This window comes from Pseudomonas sp. P9_2 (assembly GCF_034008255.1).
In the GTDB taxonomy this organism is placed as follows: Bacteria; Pseudomonadota; Gammaproteobacteria; order Pseudomonadales; family Pseudomonadaceae; genus Aquipseudomonas; species Aquipseudomonas synxantha_A.
In genome coordinates, this window is sequence record NZ_CP125376.1 from 1,580,999 (window position 1) to 1,597,777 (window position 16,779).

The following is a 16,779-nucleotide window of genomic DNA, read 5'->3' on the forward strand; positions in this document are numbered from 1 at the left end:
TAATTATGACAAATGCGTCTTAGGCGTTCGTATAAACGAACTACCTTATCCTCTCCCTTTTCCTACGCCTGTTTCACTGGAGCCTTCATGAACACCGCCGCATTGCGCGAGCAGATTTCCCGTGCCCATCAACACGAAGCCAGCACCGGCCAACTTGCCACTCAGTTGGGACAACAATTGCCGCACCTGCACTCAGCCATTTCCCTGGCTGACGGTGATCGCAACATCGTTATGACGCGCTTTGTCACCGCTTACATCGACCTGGTTCCCGATTTGCTGGACGCTGCCAATGACGTGGCCCGCGAGGCCGGAATTGAAAGCCAGATCAAGCCGGTGCTGAAAATCGCCGAACACTTCTTCCTGCAACCCCCCGCGATCCTGGCCGGCCACGAAGGTCTGGACGGCCTGCTGGACGAAGCTTACCTGGCCCATCGCTTGGTGGAGGAGGTCAACGATCTGTATATCAAGCATTTCGGCCAGCCGTTGATTCCGGCGGATACCACCGTGGCCAACGTGATTGCCCATCAATTGATCGGCGAAACATTCGCCAACCAATTGGATGAAGCCGTACACCACGCAGTGGATGAAATGCTCAACGAAGACAGTTTTGCGCTGGAGTCGGTCGAGGCGTACCGCGAGACCCTGAAGAGCCCGAGCACCGAAGCGGCATGGAAACGCTGGCCGTGCCTGTCGCGCCAGCTTGGGGTTGAACTGACGCTGGATCAGCCTGCATAAAACTGCCATTTTAAGGCGATCAAATGTGGGAGGGGGCTTGCTCCCGATTGGGGTGTATCAGCCAAAGAGACTTTGACTGGTCCACCGCTATCGGGAGCAAGCCCCCTCCCACATTTTTTTGATCGGGTTTCGTCAGGTAACGGACGGCGCCGAACCTATCCCCACCGTCGTACGCACCCGGCCTTCCAGCCGGCGCTTCAATCCCCGTGCCTCGATCACCAGCGTCGAGCCCTTGGCCGCATTGGCCCGTCCCCACTCCTCCAGCAATTCCAGACAAGAGTGGTCGATGTAACTCAAGTTACTCAGCGGCACATGCAACGTGGTCCCCGCAGGCACCGCCGACAGCACCTGAGTCAGCGCCGGCACTTTCAGAAAGGTCGCCGCACCCGTCAAGCGCAGCTCCATCTCCCCCTCTTGAGGCAGGTCGATCAAGCTGACTTTCAGCCGCGAAGCCTTGAAGGCCAGTTTGAGCAGCGTAAGTCCGAAGCCCACCAGCACACCGGTCAGCAAGTCGGTGAAGATGATCGCCAGTGCCGTGGCCGCATAGGTGAACATCGGCATCCGCCCGTAACGCCCCAGCGCCTTGAACGCCTTGACGTCCACCAGCTTGATCCCGGTGTACACCAGCACACCCGCCAGGCTCGCGACCGGAATGCTTTGCAGCACGCTCGACAGCAAGAGCACGAAACCGAGCAACCACAGGCCATGGAACATCGCCGACAACCGAGTGGTGGCCCCGGCCTGGACGTTGGCCGAGCTGCGCACGATCACGCCGGTCATCGGCAGGGCACCCACCAGGCCGCAGAGCATGTTGCCGACACCTTGGGCAGACAATTCCTTATCGAAATCGGAACGCTGGCCGCTGTGCATACGATCCACCGCTGCGGCAGACAGCAGGGTTTCGGCGCTGGCGATAAACGCTACGGCGAAAGCTGCGATCAATAGCTGTGGGTCGGCTAGGTTGAGCAGATCGCTGGGGCGCAGCCAGTCAATGGCATCCGCGAGATTTTCCGGGACCTCCACGCGCTTGACCTGCAGGGCCAGCACCAGGCTGGTGACGGTCGCCAGCCCCACCCCCAGCAGGGCGCCCGGCACAAAACGCAATTGCCGCGGGCGGAATTTGTCCCACAGGTACATGACCAACATGGTCGACAGACCGAGCAGGCCGGCCTGCCACCCGAGCCCGCCACCCAGGGTCGGAAGCGCTTCAGCCACCGCCGCCGGGAAGCCTGCCAGGTTATCCAGCCCGGATGGCTTGGGCGCCCCATCGAGCATCACATGGATCTGCGAAAGCACAATCAACACGCCGATCCCCGCCAACATGCCGTAGACAACCGCCGGCGCGGTGACACGAAACCAGCAACCCAGGCGCAAGCGCCCGGCCACCAGCTGCAGGAAGCCGGCCAGCAGCAGGATCGGCCCCAGCATCATCATGCCGTGTTGGCGCACCAGTTCGAACACCAGTACCGCCAAACCAGCCGCCGGGCCGCTGACTTGCAGCGGCGACCCAGCCAACCAGCCCACCACCAGGCCACCGATGATCCCGGTGATCAGCCCCTTGGCCGGCGGCATACCGGATGCGATCGCAATGCCCATGCACAGCGGCAGGGCAACCAGAAAAACAACCACCGAGGCGAGCAGCTCTCGTGGCAAAACAGCTTTCAATTGAGCAGCACGCATGATGACTCTCCCGAGGCATTCGCCGGGCGCGGTAAAGCCTGGCTGCGTCCATGGCAGCCACCGCGTTACCCGGCAGGGAAGTGTTTTAGAAGCGCGCTTTAGGCGTCGCTGAAGGGATCGGCTCGGTGCCGTTCAGCGGTCGGAACGCCGCTTTGTCCGCATCGTAGGCCCGAATTTCGCTGGTCTCGATGTTGTAGATCCAGCCATGGATAAACAAATGACCATTGGCCATGCGCGAAGCCACGGAAGGGTGGGTGCGCAAATGTTGCAGTTGGGCGATAACGTTTTCTTCGGTCAGCACCGCCATGCTCTCGCCTTCGTTGGCGCAGTCGCAGTTGTCATGGACCATGGTCTTGGCGACCTCGGCGTGACGCAGCCATGCCTTGACCGTCGGCATCTTTTCCAGGCTGTCTGGGTTGAGTACCGCGCGCATCGCGCCGCAGTCGGAGTGCCCACACACAATGATGTGCTGTACGCCAAGGGCAAGCACCGCATACTCGATGGCCGTGGAGACGCCACCGTTCATTTGGCCGTAGGGAGGCACCACGTTACCGACGTTACGGGTCACGAACAGGTCGCCCGGGGAGCTTTGGGTAATCAGCTCGGGCACGATGCGCGAGTCGGCGCAGGTAATGAACATTGCCCGCGGGCTCTGGGCCGTGGCAAGTTTCTTGAAGAGTTCTTCCTGCTGGGGGAAGACGTCGTGATGGAAATGCAAAAAACCGTCAACGATGTGTTGCAGCGCTGCATCGGCGGACTCCGCCACAGGGGCTGAAGCCGACGCAGCCAACGGCTGTTTATCCTTGTCACTCATGATTCATCCTCTTGATCAATGCAGGGGAGGGTTCAGGTCAGTTCGACGCCAGGGCACTGAAATAGTTGTAAAAACCACCGCAGACCAGGGCACCGACTCGTCAGTCACTCGCTGAACAAGGTAACCGCTGAAACTTAACTCAAACTGAATGAAACGCTCTAGATCGCGGGTTTCATTGATGTCAAAAGGCGACTATTCCTACGGTAAATTCACCGCCATCTTCTTCAGTTTACAACAATGCCATCTGTCTGCCCGGGGGGCAGAATGCGGTGCAATCCAGGTTGAATCCTTCGCGTCGATTCAGCCCCAAACGCTTGATCGCCTTGCTGAAGCGTTGAGCCAGCAAATCGGCAAAGGGCCCTTCACCCCGCATGCGCACACCGAAGCGGCTGTCATACACCTCACCACCGCGTACCTGACGCACCAGGCTCATCACATGAGCCGCACGCTGCGGGTAGTGTGCCGCCAGCCACTCCTCGAACAGCGGCGCCACTTCCAACGGCAGGCGCAGCATCATGTACGCCGCGCTTTGCGCACCGGCCGCATGAGCCTCGGCCAGCAGGCTTTCCAGCTCACTGTCGTTGATCATCGGAATCATCGGTGAGCACAGCACACCCACCGCAATACCTGCGTCGCGCATCACCCGAATGGCCCGCAACCTCGCCTTGGGCGCCGCCGTGCGTGGCTCCAGGATGCGCTTGAGCTCGTCATCCAGGCTGGTGAGGCTGATCATCACCGCCACCAGGCGCTGACGGGCCAACTCGGTGAGCAGGTCCAGATCACGCAGGATCAGCGAGCCCTTGGTGATGATCGTCACCGGGTGACGGTAGCGTAGCAGCACTTCAAGGGTTTGCCGCGTGATCCTGTATTCGCGTTCGATAGGCTGGTACGGATCGGTGTTAGAGCCCAGGTTGATCGGCGCGCACACATAGCCAGGCTTGGACAGCTGCTGCTCCAGCACATCGGCCGCATTGCTCTTGGCAATCAGCCGGGTCTCGAAGTCGAGCCCCGGGGACATGTCCCAATAGGCATGGCTGGGCCGCGCGTAACAATAGATGCACCCATGCTCACAACCACGGTAAGGGTTGATCGAGCGATCAAACGGCAAGTCCGGCGAGTTGTTGCGGGTGATGATGGTCTTGGCCGTTTCGATACGCACTTCGGTGCCTTGAGTGGGCGGCACTTCCTTGTACCAGCCATCGTCCTCGGCCACGCTGAGCGTAGGTGCAAACCGGTTGTGCAGGTTGGTGGCCGTACCCCGACCCCGGGGCGGCAGCGCAGTAGTCATGAAAACGCCTCGATACTGTTTTTATATACAGTATCGAGGCGCGGGGTTGCTGACCAGTGCCGTTGGGCGGCTAGAGTGGGATCAGTGCTTTTGCGTCACCTGCCCCAGATCATCACCCGACGTAGTGCGCATATCGCTTTTGCGCAGGCCTGCCACATCGCTGGCGTTTACCGGCGCACCTTGGTTACCCCAGCTGCCACGGATAAAACTGACCACATCGGCTACTTCCTGGTCCGACAGGCGCCAGGCGAACGCCGGCATGGTGAAGGTGGACGGCGCGGTATGCGTCGCCGGCAAGGTACCGCCGTTCAACACAATGTTGATCAACGACGTGGCGTCCGCCGTCTGCACTACAGGGTTACCCGCCAGCGCCGGGAACACCCGCGTATAGCCATGACCATCGGTGCGGTGGCAGGCCGCGCAATTGTCGATATACACCGAGGCGCCCGGTTTGCTGTCATCACCTTTCCAAAGCGCCTCGGCCACCTGCTTGTCGTACTGGTGCGGCTGATCCTTGGGGTCCACCGCCGGCAGGCTCTTGAGGTAACGGGCGATAGCGGTCAAGTCATCTTCTGACATGTACTGCATGCTGTGGACGACAACATCGCTCATACCACCGAACACCGCACTGCGGTCACTGCGACCGGTCTTGAGAAACTGCACCAGTTGCTCTTCGCTCCAGCTGCCGAGGCCGTCCTTGTGTTCGCCACGCAGGCTTTTCGCAATCCAGCCCTCCAACGGCGCGCTGCCGGACAGGAAGTCGTTGCCGTCAGTGGCGCTCAGGGCTTTTTCCTGCATGGTCAGGGCACGCGGCGTATGGCAGGCGCCGCAGTGTCCCAGGCCTTCCACCAAATACGCGCCACGGCTGATCACCGGATCCGCTGCGGCTGGTGACGGTTGCGCCTCGACCGCCGGCGCAAACATCCAACGCCACGCGGCCAACGGCCAACGCATACTCAAAGGCCAGGGGATATCACTGTCCTTGTTCTCTTGGACGACCGGCTCGACGCCCTTCATGAAGTACGCATACAGCGCTTGCATATCGCTATCGCTGACACGCGCGTAGGACGGGTAGGGCATCGCCGGGTAAAGCGTACTGCCGTTCTTGGCGACGCCATGGCGCACGGCCTTGTCGAAGTCTTCGAAGCTGTAGTCGCCCAGGCCGGTCTTGTCTGGGGTGATGTTGGTGGAATAGATCACGCCGATGGGCGTTTCCATCGGCAGGCCACCGGCGAAGGGTTTGCCGCCTTTGGCGGTGTGGCAAGCCACGCAGTCGCCGGCACGTGCCAGGTATTCACCCTGCTTGATCAAGTCAGATTCCGCAGCGCTCACCGAGCAGCTGCTGAAGAGCGCCAGAGAGGCGATAACGAGTGCTTTCATGGTCATCGCTCCTTATGCCTGAACCAGTGGGCCGGGGTTTTTCAGGTACTGCTCGCGGATTGCTCGAGCCGACCAATAGGTCAACGCTGCCACCAGGCCGGTAGGGTTATAGCCCAAGCCCTGTGGGAAAGCAGACGCGCCCGGGACGAATACGTTATGCACATCCCAACACTGCAGGTAGCGGTTCAACGCACTGGTTTTCGGGTCGGTGCCCATGATGGCGCCACCGTTGAGGTGGGTGGTCTGGTAAGAGGCGGTATTGAAGTGATCACCGACTTTTTTACCCAACACCGCGATAGCCTTGGGGTTCATCGCCTGTGCGACCTTGCCCATTTTCTCGACCATGAAGCGGTTCATCTTGATGTCGTTTTCCTGCCAGTCGAACGTCATGCGCAGCAGCGGCAGGCCGTAGGCATCGCGGTAAACCGGATCCAGATCCAGGTAGTTACTCCGGTAGGATTGATGGGCGCCGTGGGCATCCATCGACACCTGATGGGTGTAGTAATCGGCGGTGGCGCGCTTCCAGGCGCTGCCCCAGGCCGGCGTGCCCGGCGGGTTGGAAGTACCGGCAATCGGTCGGCTGCCCGCCTGGTTGACCCACATCGGCGAGCCCCCCACGAAGCCATGGGGGCCGTGGTCGAAGTTGTCGGCGTTGAAGTCGTCGATGGCCACGCCATTGCCGCCCGCGCCGATGAAGTTGTTGGTGTGGGTGTCCTTATCAAAGAACGCCTTGATGGTGCCCATGTTCTGGTAGGCGAAGTTGCGGCCCACCACGCCCTCATTGGTAATCGGGTCGTAGGGTTTGCCGATGCCCGACAACAGCATCAGGCGCACGTTATGGAACTGGAATGCGCCGAGAATCACCAGGTCTGCCGGCTGTTCGCATTCGCGGCCCTGGGCATCGATATAGGTCACGCCGGTGGCTTTTTTCTTGGTGCTGTCGAGGTTGACCTTGAGCACATGGGAATTGGGCCGCAACTCGAAGTTGGGCACCTGGCGCAGGGCCGGCAGGATGTTCACGTTCGGCGACGCTTTGGAATACATGTAGCACACGTAGCCACTGCAAAAACCGCAGAAGTTGCACGGTCCCATCTGCGCGCCGTAGGGGTTGGTGTATGGCCCCGACGTATTGGCCGACGGCAGGTTGTAAGGCTTGTAACCCACCTCGGTCGCTGCTTTCTGAAACAGTTGTGCGGAGACCGTATTCTTCTGCGCCTCCAACGGGAACGGGTTGGAGCGATCCGGCGCGTAAGGGTTGCCCCCACGGCCTTCGCCTACCAATTGGCCTTTGACCGTCCAGGCCTGCCCGGAGGTACCGAAGACTTTTTCCGCATAGTCGAAAAACGGCTCCAGCTCTTCATAGCTGACGCCGAAATCCTGGATGGTCATGTCCTTGGGAATGAAGTTCTTCCCGTAGCGTTCCTCGTAATGGCTGCGCATACGCAACTCGATCGGATCGACACGAAAATGCACGCCCGACCAGTGCAGCCCCGCGCCGCCCACGCCGTTACCCGGCAGGAACGCACCGAGTTGACGGTTGGGCAGGGCCACATCATTCACACTATGGCGAATGGTTACTGTCTCTTTGGAAATGTCCTGGAACAGCTTCTTACGCACGCTGTAGGTCAATTCGTCGATGACCTGAGGATAGTTGCCGTCCGGATAAGTGTCCTGCATCGGGCCGCGCTCCAGCGCTACCACGTTGAGGCCTGCTTCCGTCAGCTCCTTGGCCATGATCGCGCCGGTCCAGCCGAAGCCTACAATCACCGCATCCACTTTCTTCATGATGGTCGCCACGTTTATGCCCTCTCGCCGCGAATGGAAACAGCCGGGAAGGGGTATTGCTCGTTGCGTTCCACCCAATCCATGAAGTCGGCGCGGGCGCCGGGGAAGCCGATCATGGTCCAGCCGACCATGCCTTTATTGCCACCATGGATCGGGTCGCAGAAGAAACCTTCCTTGGTGTTTTGCAGCAACAGGTTAAAGAACATCTTTGGCGGTACGGCGTCGAAATGCGCGGCAACTTCGCTGCCGCCAGCCTCCAGACGGCGTAGCATATCGTCTCGGGTAGCGCTGTCTTGCGCAGCAAAAGCCTTGCCGTTGAACGCTTTCGACCAAGCGTCCGTTGCAGCGATACCCAGGCGATAGATTTCCTTGGGTACCAATTTGCTCTGCCAGCCCATTTCCGGCGGCGCATCGGCGTTGAAGGGACCTTGCATGAACCACAGGGCGCCGCTGGCGTAGGGCGTGTTCATCTGACGGTCGATGTATTCCGGCGCGCCAGCTTCCAGTGCGCCAGGGCCTTGGGCATCAGCCGGAATCAAGCGCTCGACGGCGGCGTTGATGAACGCCCATTCCTCGGCCGTGAAATAGCTCGGCTCATAGGCTTTATCGCTCGTCGCAGGTTTGGCCGGCGCCGCTTGGGCAGGCTCCGGCGTGGCCATCAGCATCGAACCACCCAGGCCGGTGCTGGCAACCGTGACCACCGGGATCAAGGTCAAGGATTTGCGTAGAAAGTCACGCCGGGGGTTGTCTTGATCTTGATCAGACATGGGTACACCTCATCATGTGGTCACGGGTTTATCCGCCGCTTCTGGGAGCAGCGTGAAGGCTTGCCAAGCAATGGGATCCAAAAACATAGAACACATTGGCAAACAATAGTTACAAATGATAGCAGGCTAAGAATTGAGAAGAGTCGATTCAGCGAGAAAAACACCGGATCAGATCGGATGAATCACAATTCTTTGACGAAGACCTCACGCGACATTGACCGCCCTTAAGTGACTCTGCGGCCCATCAGCCACTTCCTTATTCGGTCACACTGTCCATGTTCAACACACGATTACTGCCTATCCTCGGCTTGGCGGTCATGGCCCTGTTCAACACACTTCAAGCCCAGGCCGATGACGCGGTCTCGATCCGCTCACCGGAATGGGCCCAACCAGTGGGTGACCAATACAACCTGCATCAAATGACACCCACGCTCTATCGCAGTGCATTGCCAGACGGTGATGCGCTGCCCATTTTGGAAAAACTCAAAATCGCTACCGTCATCAACTTTTTGCCGGAATCTGATGCGCAGTGGCTTAAATCATCTGATATCAAACAGGTGCAGTTGAGCTATCGCACCAACCATGTCGACGATTCCGACGTGTTGGCGGCGATCAGAGCGATTCAGACAGCAGAAGCAGATGGCCCGGTGTTGATGCACTGCAAGCACGGCGCCGACCGGACCGGCCTGATGGCAGCGATGTATCGAGTGGTGGTTCAGGGATGGAGCAAGGAGGACGCGCTGAACGAGATGACCTTGGGTGGTTTCGGCAGCAGCAATGGCTTCAAGGACGTGGTTCGCTACATGATGAAAGCCGATGTCGACAAGTTGCGTACAGCTTTGGCGAATGGCGATTGCAGCACCAGTGCGTTCGCGTTGTGCTCAATGAAAGACTGGGTCACCACGACGGGTAAGGAAGAGAAAAAACTGTAGGAGCGAGCTTGCTCCTACAGTGAGTCAGGTTTTAGTCTTTTTTGAGCTTCGGGTTAGGAAAGAATTGCACCGCCTGCACTTTCGGATCCGCCGGCGCTTTCAACGCAGACGTATTGACCCGCGTGCCCAGCTCCTTGGGCACCGACAAGCCTTGATCATTCAGCGTATCGGTATACCCGCAGGCCACGCATTCGCGGTGCGGCACGTTGTCTTCGGTCCACATCTTCAATTTGTCCGGCTCACTGCACGCCGGGCAGACCGCCCCGGCGATAAATTGCTTTTTGGTAATCACAGGCGCTTCACTCATGCTGCCGCGTCCTCACTCAGGCCGCTGTGGCGCAAGAGTGCGTCAATCGACGGCGCCCGTCCGCGGAAGTCGACGAACAGCACCATCGGCGCCTGGGAACCGCCACGCGCCAGGATCGCTTCGCGAAACGCACGCCCGGTCTGGGCATTGAGCACACCGTCTTCTTCGAACTTGGAGAAGGCGTCGGCCGAGAGCACTTCGGCCCATTTGTAGCTGTAGTAACCCGCCGCATAACCACCGGCGAAGATGTGCGCGAAGCTGTTGGGGAAGCGGTTGTAGGCCGGCGGACGCATCACCGAGACTTCATCGCGTACACCTTCAAGCACCTGCGCCACGCTGCGGCCATCGCCATGAGTGGCGTGCAGCTCAAAGTCGAACAACGAGAACTCGAGCTGACGCACCATCATCAGGCCGGACTGGAAATTCTTCGCCGCGAGCATTTTTTCCAGCAGGTCCTGGGGCAATGGCTCGCCCGTTTCGTAGTGGCCGGAGATCAGCGCCAGACCCTCGGGCTCCCAGCACCAGTTCTCCATGAATTGGCTCGGCAATTCCACCGCGTCCCACGCCACGCCGTTGATCCCGGATACACCGGCGTGCTCGACGCGAGTCAGCAGGTGATGCAGGCCGTGGCCGAATTCGTGGAACAGGGTGGTGACTTCATCGTGGGTCAGCAGCGCAGGCTTGCCGCTGTCGGCTGGCGTGAAGTTGCACACCAGGTTGGCGACCGGGCTTTGCAGCACACCATCGACGGTGCGACGACGATCGCGGGCACCGTCCATCCAGGCACCGCCACGCTTGTTGGCGCGGGCATACAGGTCGAAGAAGAAGCGCCCGACATGCTCGCCATTTTCTTTGATTTCAAACAGGCGAACGTCCGGGTGCCAGGTGTCGAAGCCCTTCTGTTCGGCAATCTCGATGCCGTACAGGCGTTGCACAATGGCAAACAGGCCGCCCAGCACCTTGTCGATCGGGAAGTAAGCACGCAGGGCTTCCTGGGACACGCTGTAACGCTGCTCACGCAATTTTTCGCCATAGAAACCGCTGTCCCAGCTTTGCAGGTCGGCGCAGCCTTGTTCGGCGGCGTAAGCCTTGAGCTGTTGCAGATCCTGGGTGGCGAACGGCTTGCTGCGTTTGGCCAGATCCCGCAGGAAGCTCAGCACCTGGTCGCTGGAGTCGGCCATCTTGGTAGCCAGGCTCAGCTCGGCGAAGGACGCGTAACCCAACAATTGGGCCAGTTCCTGACGCAGGTCGAGAATCTGTTCCATCACCGGGCCGTTATCGTTCTGACCGGCATTCGGGCCCTGGTCCGACGCACGGGTGCAGTAGGCCGCGTAGACCTCTTCACGCAGGGCGCGGTCCTGGGCATAGGTCATCACGGCGTAATAGCTGGGGAATTCCAGGGTGATCAGCCAGCCGTCGAGGCCCTTGGCCTGGGCGGCGGCAGCCATTTGCGCCTTGGCCGAGTCGGTCAGGCCGGCGAGGGTGGCTTCATCGGTGACGTGTTTGGTCCAGGCCTGGGTAGCGTCCAGCAACTGGTTGGAGAATTTGCTGCCCAGCTCGGACAGCTTGCTTTGCACTTCGGCGTAGCGCTTTTGCTGCTCCGGCGGCAGGTCGATGCCCGACAGGCGGAAATCGCGCAGGGAATGTTCCAGAATGGTTTTTTGCGCCACGTCGAAACCAGCGGCCTCTGGGCTGTTGGCCAGGGCTTCAAAAGCCTGGAACAGTTCACGGTTCTGGCCCATCTCGGTGGAGTAGGCGCTCAAGGCGGGCAGGCAAGCCTCGTAGGCTTCACGCAACTCGGCGCTGTTGCACACTGCATTGAGGTGGCTGACCGGGCTCCAGGCAGCGCCAAGGCGGTCGTTCAGTTCATCCATGGCCAGGACCAGACCGGCCCATGTCGGATTTTTGCCCTGGCTTTGCAGGATGTCTGCGATAGCCACACGGTTGTCGGCGAGGATCTGTTCGATGGCCGGCTGGACGTGCTCGGCACGGATCGCCGAGAACGGCGGCAGGTCGTAGGACTGCAAAAGAGGGTTGTTCGCGCTCACGGTTGGCACCTTGGCTGAAGAAACATGTAAGAACAAAGATGGGGCCATCTTAATTACAATCAACACCCACCGCAGCTATCAGCAGAAGAGAGAGAGGCTATCGTGACCCTTCGCACCTATCAGAACCACACGCCAACCCTGGGCGCCGGGGCTTTTGTCGATATTTCGGCGGTGGTGATCGGCGATGTCGAAATCGGCCCCGACAGCTCGGTTTGGCCGCTGACGGTGATTCGCGGCGACATGCACCGCATCCGCATCGGCGCACGCACCAGTGTGCAGGACGGCTGCGTGTTGCACATTACCCATGCAGGGCCGTTCAATCCTGATGGTTTCCCGCTGCTGATCGGCGACGACGTGACCATCGCCCACAAAGTCATGCTGCATGGTTGCACGGTGGGCAACCGCGTCTTGATCGGCATGAGCAGCATCGTGATGGACGGTGCCGTGGTCGAGGACGACGTGATCATCGGCGCCGGCAGCCTGGTGCCACCCGGCAAGAAACTCGACAGTGGGTTTTTGTATGTGGGCAGCCCGGTTAAACAGGTCCGCGCGCTGACTGACAAGGAGCGCGCCTTTTTCACCTACAGCGCTGCGAACTACGTGAAGCTCAAAGACCTGCACCTGGCAGAAGGATTCGATCAATGACCCTCAACCACCCAACGGTCCTCTTCGACCTGGACGGCACGCTCACCGATCCGCGTGAGGGCATCACTCGTTCGATCCAGTACGCCCTTGGCAAATTGGGTATCGACGAACCTGACCTGACCAAGCTTGAACACTTCATCGGCCCGCCGCTGCTGCAAGCGTTCATGCAGTTCTACAGTTTCGACGAGGCCAGGGCCTGGGAAGCGGTGAATTTCTACCGCGAGCGCTTCAAGGTCACCGGGCTGTATGAAAACCGCGTATTCGACGGCGTCCTGCCGCTGCTGGAAGACCTGAACAGCCAAGGGCGCCGGCTTTACGTGGCCACCTCCAAACCGTGGGAATTTGCCCGCGAGATTGCGCGGCATTTCGACTTTGCCAAGCACTTCAAGGTGATTTACGGCAGCGAACTGGACGGCACGCGTACCAACAAGGTCGAGTTGATCGCCCACTTGATCCGTGAGGAAGGGCTGGACCCGGCCACTACCTTGATGATCGGTGATCGCAAGCATGACCTGATCGGCGCACGCAGCAATGGGTTGGATTCGGCGGCAGTAGGGTATGGGTTCGGCAGTTTCGAAGAGTTGAGTGCCGAGGCGCCGACCTGGCACTTCGAGACGTTGGCACAGATGCACCAGGCATTTTTGCAGCGCTCTTGAAACCGCTTTCGCGAGCAAGCCCGCTCCCACACTTGAATGTGTTCACATATCAAAATGTGGGAGGGGGCTTGCCCCCGATGAGGCCCTAAGGGCCAACACTCTCCAACTGCCTCAACGCTGCTTTACGCTGCGCAACCGGCAACCCGCCCAACCTTTCCACCGCCTTATAAAACCTCACCCAATCCCCACCCTCCTGCGCAAACAACGCCGCAAACGCCGGCACCCACCGGTCATACAGCCCGAATGGCAGCAGTCGCGCATTGTTCATCGGCTGGTTGATCCAAGCGTCATAGCGCTTGTCGCCACCCCATTGGCGATCACGCATCTGCCGGTATTCAGTGCGCAAGCGCTCGAACTGCACGGCCTTGGCCTGCCGCATCACCTGCGCTGCCAACGGCTGCGCATACAATGCCTCCAGGCGTTTGCGGGTATCGAGAATCAGCCGGATGAATTGATCACGTTGCTTCAACGCCGCATCGCTGACAGGCGCCAGGCCCCGTGCCGCCCGCCACTGACGGGTGCCTTCCTGCTCGACGAACGTGGCGAATGACTCGTTGAACTCGGTGTCATCCTTCACGTAGAAACGCTGGTGGGCCAGTTCGTGGAAGATCAGAGTCGCGAGGCGCTCATCACCCCAACTCATCATCGAACTCATGATCGGGTCGTTGAACCACCCCAGGGTGGAATAGGCTTCGACGCCACCGATCGACACGTCCATGCCTTGTTGCCACAACAGCGCCGCCTCGCCACGCGCCGCGCCTTGGTTGTAGTAGCCGCGATAGGCAACGCAACCGGCGATGGGAAAGCAGTGGTTTTCAGGAGCCAGAGAAAATTCCTGCGTGGCGAAGACATTCCAGACCACATAGGGCCGGCCGATATCGGCGTATAACCGGTAGCTTTGATTATCAGGCAGATGCAAGTGCTCACTGGCAAAGGTGCGAGCTTTTTGCGATTGCACGAGATGCTCGCGCAATAGTTGAGGGCGAGTCTGGTCGGCGATGACTTCGGCAACCGGCTCCCGGGCCCGCAATAACTGCCACTGACCGCTCGCCAACTGGCTGTAATAACTGACGCTGGAACAACCGCTGAGTAGCACAACCATCAACCCTGGAAGAAAACACCTGATCATGCCCCGACTGCTCCTGGGTGATTTATTCGCCAGACTATCGCGCTTGAACGGAATTTTTCCATGGCGCGGCATGTTTATACTCAAGGCTCTTCTCGCGTTGAGTACCTGCCATGCGTCAGTTTCCATTGCCCGTTGCCGCCCTCCTGCTCAGCGCTTGCACTTCGGCCCCCATCCCGCCTGTCGACCCGCAACAGGCCTGGGTGGATTTCACCACGCCGACGCCGGGCTCCAAATTGGTCATGGCTCAGCGCCTGGACGGGAAAAACCTCAACGACGGGCGCTTCTTCCAAATGCCTCCCGGCCCTCACGAGCTGATGGTGCGCTTTGACTTTGAAGTGCCCGCCGGCGGCGGTTTGGGGGGCCTTAGCCAGATGATGTATCGCACCTGTTTCATGACCCTGCAGTACGACCATTTCCAGGCCGGCCAACGCTATGTGCTCGAAGGTCGCTCGCTGGCGTTCACGCCCAACATCCGGCTGTATGACTCAGCGCGCCAGTTGCTGGCCGAAGAACGCAGCGTCAACTGCATCTGAGTCAGTCATTGTTTTTCTGATAGATGATGCGCTTGGTACCGTTTTCGCACGAACCGACGATCATGGCGCTGTCATGGTTCTCGGCTTCTTCGGCAGTGATTATTTCCAGGGTGTAGGACGGAATCGCCTTGGCCTGGATCTTCACTTCGATTTCTTTCCTGAGCTCTTCACAATCTTTTGGCGCGGCCACGGCCGAAGTGGCCAATACACCGCAGATGATTGCCAAGGCAAAACGTTTCATGTGTGTAGCTCCCTGAATGCGCTGCGCACGAGTGTGCGCCTAGGCTGCATGGGCTATTCGACCACATTTTACAAACACGAGTTCTGATTTAACGCACAACTGAAAATGTGGGAGCGGGCTTGCTCGCTCCCACACATGAGTACTGCTGTGTCAGTTGACCAGCGTGGCATCCAAGGTGATGGTTGCATTCAGCACTTTGGACACCGGGCACCCTTCCTTGGCCTTTTTGCTCAATTCATCGAACTGCGCCTGGCTCGCGCCCGGGATCTTGGCTTTGAGGATCAGGTGCACGGCAGTGATCGCGAATCCGCCCTCGACCTGGTCCAGGGTCACTTCGGCCTGGGTATCAATGCTGTCAGCCTTGAGCCCGGCATCGCCGAGAATCATGGAAAACGCCATGGAGAAACAGCCGGCGTGAGCTGCGCCGATAAGCTCTTCAGGGTTGGTGCCCTTGCCGCCCTCGAAACGGGCCTTGAAGCCGTAGGGCGCTTCGCGCAGCACGCCGGTTTCAGTGGAAATGGAGCCCAGGCCTGTCTTCAGATCACCTTCCCAATGCGCGGATGCCTTTTTAACGATACTCATAGCTTTCTCCTCGAACGGTGGTTTTGCGTCAGTAAGGGTTCTGAGGATAGACCCGTGGGCAAAGTTCACCTTGTCGGAGAAACCTAGCGATACAGTAGGAAATTTCGGAGCCACCTATTGAATCTCGGGTATATGCCCTCATTGCATGAAGTATGCACATGCAGCGGCAGGTTTTAGCTGGTTTAAAAAAGCCTGTACGCCCTATTGGAGAAGCAGGCTGATGAAATCGCTGTCCGACGTAAAGTTTTCGACCCTCGACCTGGTGCCCGTGCGTGCCAATGGCAGCCCGGCGCAATCGCTGCGCAATTCCCTGGACTTGGCCCAACACGTGGAAAAGTTCGGCTACAACCGCTTCTGGGTGGCTGAGCACCACAATATGGATGGCATCGCCAGTTCGGCCACTTCAGTATTGCTCGGCTATCTGGCTGGCGGCACCTCGACCATTCGTGTCGGTTCCGGCGGCGTCATGCTGCCTAACCACGCGCCATTGGTGATTGCCGAACAGTTCGGCACTCTGGAAAGCCTCTACCCAGGCCGTATCGACCTGGGCCTGGGCCGCGCGCCCGGTTCTGACCAGATGACCGCTCGCGCCCTGCGCCGTGAACGCTCCGGCAGTGCCGATGACTTCCCCGAAGACGTAGCCGAACTCATGGCCTACCTGGGCCCGCGTACGCCCGACCAACGGGTGATCGCTGTACCGGGCACGGGCACCAATGTGCCAGTGTGGCTGTTGGGTTCGAGCCTGTTCAGCGCGCAATTGGCCGGTGAGCGTGGCTTGCCCTACGCCTTCGCCTCCCACTTCGCACCGCGCCTGATGCATGAGGCGATTCGTGTGTACCGCAATCATTTCAAGCCTTCGGCGGTACTGGACAAGCCCTACGTGATGCTCGGCATTCCACTGGTGGCAGCCGATACCGATGAACAGGCCGATTACCTGGCCACCTCGATGTACCAACGCATCCTCGCGCTGATGCGCGGCCAGAGCCTGGTGCAGCGCCCACCGGTAAACACCATGGACGGCTTGTGGCTGCCCCATGAAAAAGACGCAGTGGGTAGCTTCCTTGGCCTGGCCATGGTGGGTAGCCCGGCGAAGATTCGCGCCAAGCTGGAGGTGTTGATCGAGCAGACCGGCGCCGATGAGCTGATTTTTACCAGTGACCTTTATGAGCACGCCGACCGGATTCATTCCTACGAGCTGCTGGCACAGGTGATGAAGGGCTAAATCCCAGGCGAAAAAAACGACGCACCTGTGCGTCG

The 16,779-nt window shown here is 59.5% G+C and carries 17 protein-coding genes; 6 read left to right on the plus strand and 11 right to left on the minus strand.

Going from position 1 to position 16,779, the window contains the following annotated elements:
- Positions 1–87 precede the first annotated feature (87 nt).
- Entirely contained in the window at positions 88–735 is a 648-nt protein-coding gene (locus tag QMK52_RS06850; protein WP_032878569.1) for a hypothetical protein, read from the plus strand.
- Positions 736–867: 132 nt separating this feature from the next.
- Here the strand turns inward: QMK52_RS06850 and QMK52_RS06855 are convergent, their stop codons facing one another.
- The 6 genes from QMK52_RS06855 to QMK52_RS06880 all read right to left on the minus strand — a co-directional run bounded on the left by QMK52_RS06855 (position 868) and on the right by QMK52_RS06880 (position 8,449).
- On the minus strand, positions 868–2,415 hold the full coding sequence (locus QMK52_RS06855) for a SulP family inorganic anion transporter (protein ID WP_032878570.1): 1,548 nt from the start codon (positions 2,413–2,415) through the stop codon (positions 868–870).
- An 85-nt stretch (positions 2,416–2,500) separates the two neighbouring features.
- Positions 2,501–3,229, minus strand: coding sequence for a carbonic anhydrase (locus QMK52_RS06860; protein WP_005783421.1), 729 nt, complete (start codon positions 3,227–3,229; stop codon positions 2,501–2,503).
- A gap of 229 nt (positions 3,230–3,458) precedes the next feature.
- On the minus strand, positions 3,459–4,517 hold the full coding sequence (locus tag QMK52_RS06865; RefSeq protein ID WP_005783420.1) for a PA0069 family radical SAM protein: 1,059 nt from the start codon (positions 4,515–4,517) through the stop codon (positions 3,459–3,461).
- Positions 4,518–4,598: 81 nt separating this feature from the next.
- Positions 4,599–5,897: a cytochrome c gene (locus QMK52_RS06870; protein ID WP_320403953.1), complete on the minus strand. Its 1,299-nt coding sequence runs from the start codon at positions 5,895–5,897 to the stop codon at positions 4,599–4,601.
- A gap of 12 nt (positions 5,898–5,909) precedes the next feature.
- Positions 5,910–7,694, minus strand: coding sequence for a GMC family oxidoreductase (locus QMK52_RS06875; protein WP_005783418.1), 1,785 nt, complete (start codon positions 7,692–7,694; stop codon positions 5,910–5,912).
- A 2-nt stretch (positions 7,695–7,696) separates the two neighbouring features.
- Complete coding sequence (locus QMK52_RS06880) at positions 7,697–8,449, minus strand: gluconate 2-dehydrogenase subunit 3 family protein (protein ID WP_032878573.1); 753 nt, start codon at positions 8,447–8,449, stop codon at positions 7,697–7,699.
- A 275-nt stretch (positions 8,450–8,724) separates the two neighbouring features.
- On the opposite strand from QMK52_RS06880, the gene QMK52_RS06885 reads away from it, so the two are divergent.
- On the plus strand, positions 8,725–9,381 hold the full coding sequence (locus QMK52_RS06885; RefSeq protein WP_005783416.1) for a dual specificity protein phosphatase family protein: 657 nt from the start codon (positions 8,725–8,727) through the stop codon (positions 9,379–9,381).
- Positions 9,382–9,412: 31 nt separating this feature from the next.
- Here the strand turns inward: QMK52_RS06885 and QMK52_RS06890 are convergent, their stop codons facing one another.
- Positions 9,413–9,688: a YheV family putative zinc ribbon protein gene (locus tag QMK52_RS06890; protein WP_005783415.1), complete on the minus strand. Its 276-nt coding sequence runs from the start codon at positions 9,686–9,688 to the stop codon at positions 9,413–9,415.
- Complete coding sequence (gene prlC / locus QMK52_RS06895; RefSeq protein WP_005783414.1) at positions 9,685–11,736, minus strand: oligopeptidase A; 2,052 nt, start codon at positions 11,734–11,736, stop codon at positions 9,685–9,687. The genes QMK52_RS06890 and prlC overlap by 4 nt, the downstream gene beginning before the upstream one ends.
- Positions 11,737–11,838: 102 nt before the next feature.
- Here prlC and QMK52_RS06900 point away from each other — a divergent pair, with 102 nt between their 5' ends.
- Both QMK52_RS06900 and QMK52_RS06905 read left to right on the plus strand, forming a co-directional pair.
- Complete coding sequence (locus QMK52_RS06900; RefSeq protein WP_005783413.1) at positions 11,839–12,381, plus strand: gamma carbonic anhydrase family protein; 543 nt, start codon at positions 11,839–11,841, stop codon at positions 12,379–12,381.
- On the plus strand, positions 12,378–13,037 hold the full coding sequence (locus tag QMK52_RS06905) for an HAD family hydrolase (protein ID WP_005783412.1): 660 nt from the start codon (positions 12,378–12,380) through the stop codon (positions 13,035–13,037). The genes QMK52_RS06900 and QMK52_RS06905 overlap by 4 nt, the downstream gene beginning before the upstream one ends.
- Before the next feature lie 85 nt (positions 13,038–13,122).
- Here the strand turns inward: QMK52_RS06905 and QMK52_RS06910 are convergent, their stop codons facing one another.
- Positions 13,123–14,166 (minus strand): aminopeptidase, encoded by a 1,044-nt coding sequence (locus tag QMK52_RS06910; RefSeq protein ID WP_320403954.1) that lies wholly within the window; start codon positions 14,164–14,166, stop codon positions 13,123–13,125.
- 110 nt (positions 14,167–14,276) lie between these two features.
- Between QMK52_RS06910 and QMK52_RS06915 the strand changes: the two genes are divergently transcribed.
- Positions 14,277–14,699, plus strand: coding sequence for a hypothetical protein (locus tag QMK52_RS06915; protein ID WP_005783410.1), 423 nt, complete (start codon positions 14,277–14,279; stop codon positions 14,697–14,699).
- 1 nt (position 14,700) lies between these two features.
- Here the strand turns inward: QMK52_RS06915 and QMK52_RS06920 are convergent, their stop codons facing one another.
- The gene (locus tag QMK52_RS06920) at positions 14,701–14,940 is read right to left on the minus strand and encodes a DUF1161 domain-containing protein (RefSeq protein WP_005783409.1); all 240 of its coding nucleotides are present in this window, start codon (positions 14,938–14,940) and stop codon (positions 14,701–14,703) included.
- Between the two features lie 150 nt (positions 14,941–15,090).
- Positions 15,091–15,522, minus strand: a complete 432-nt coding sequence (locus tag QMK52_RS06925; protein WP_003187311.1) for an OsmC family protein — start codon at positions 15,520–15,522, stop codon at positions 15,091–15,093.
- 220 nt (positions 15,523–15,742) lie between these two features.
- On the opposite strand from QMK52_RS06925, the gene QMK52_RS06930 reads away from it, so the two are divergent.
- Positions 15,743–16,744, plus strand: coding sequence for an LLM class flavin-dependent oxidoreductase (locus QMK52_RS06930; protein ID WP_005783408.1), 1,002 nt, complete (start codon positions 15,743–15,745; stop codon positions 16,742–16,744).
- Positions 16,745–16,779: the final 35 nt, after the last annotated feature.

Excerpts from the sequence above, each read along its gene's own strand:
- QMK52_RS06860 (WP_005783421.1), bottom strand. The coding sequence starts at position 3,229 with ATGAGTGACAAGGATAAACAGCCGTTGGCTGCGTCGGCTTCAGCCCCT.
- QMK52_RS06855 (WP_032878570.1), bottom strand. The coding sequence starts at position 2,415 with ATGCGTGCTGCTCAATTGAAAGCTGTTTTGCCACGAGAGCTGCTCGCC.
- QMK52_RS06880 (WP_032878573.1), bottom strand. The coding sequence starts at position 8,449 with ATGTCTGATCAAGATCAAGACAACCCCCGGCGTGACTTTCTACGCAAA.
- QMK52_RS06850 (WP_032878569.1), top strand. The coding sequence starts at position 88 with ATGAACACCGCCGCATTGCGCGAGCAGATTTCCCGTGCCCATCAACAC.
- QMK52_RS06915 (WP_005783410.1), top strand. The coding sequence starts at position 14,277 with ATGCGTCAGTTTCCATTGCCCGTTGCCGCCCTCCTGCTCAGCGCTTGC.
- QMK52_RS06885 (WP_005783416.1), top strand. The coding sequence starts at position 8,725 with ATGTTCAACACACGATTACTGCCTATCCTCGGCTTGGCGGTCATGGCC.
- QMK52_RS06910 (WP_320403954.1), bottom strand. The coding sequence starts at position 14,166 with ATGATCAGGTGTTTTCTTCCAGGGTTGATGGTTGTGCTACTCAGCGGT.
- QMK52_RS06890 (WP_005783415.1), bottom strand. The coding sequence starts at position 9,688 with ATGAGTGAAGCGCCTGTGATTACCAAAAAGCAATTTATCGCCGGGGCG.
- QMK52_RS06870 (WP_320403953.1), bottom strand. The coding sequence starts at position 5,897 with ATGAAAGCACTCGTTATCGCCTCTCTGGCGCTCTTCAGCAGCTGCTCG.
- QMK52_RS06930 (WP_005783408.1), top strand. The coding sequence starts at position 15,743 with ATGAAATCGCTGTCCGACGTAAAGTTTTCGACCCTCGACCTGGTGCCC.
- QMK52_RS06925 (WP_003187311.1), bottom strand. The coding sequence starts at position 15,522 with ATGAGTATCGTTAAAAAGGCATCCGCGCATTGGGAAGGTGATCTGAAG.
- QMK52_RS06920 (WP_005783409.1), bottom strand. The coding sequence starts at position 14,940 with ATGAAACGTTTTGCCTTGGCAATCATCTGCGGTGTATTGGCCACTTCG.
- QMK52_RS06865 (WP_005783420.1), bottom strand. The coding sequence starts at position 4,517 with ATGACTACTGCGCTGCCGCCCCGGGGTCGGGGTACGGCCACCAACCTG.
- QMK52_RS06905 (WP_005783412.1), top strand. The coding sequence starts at position 12,378 with ATGACCCTCAACCACCCAACGGTCCTCTTCGACCTGGACGGCACGCTC.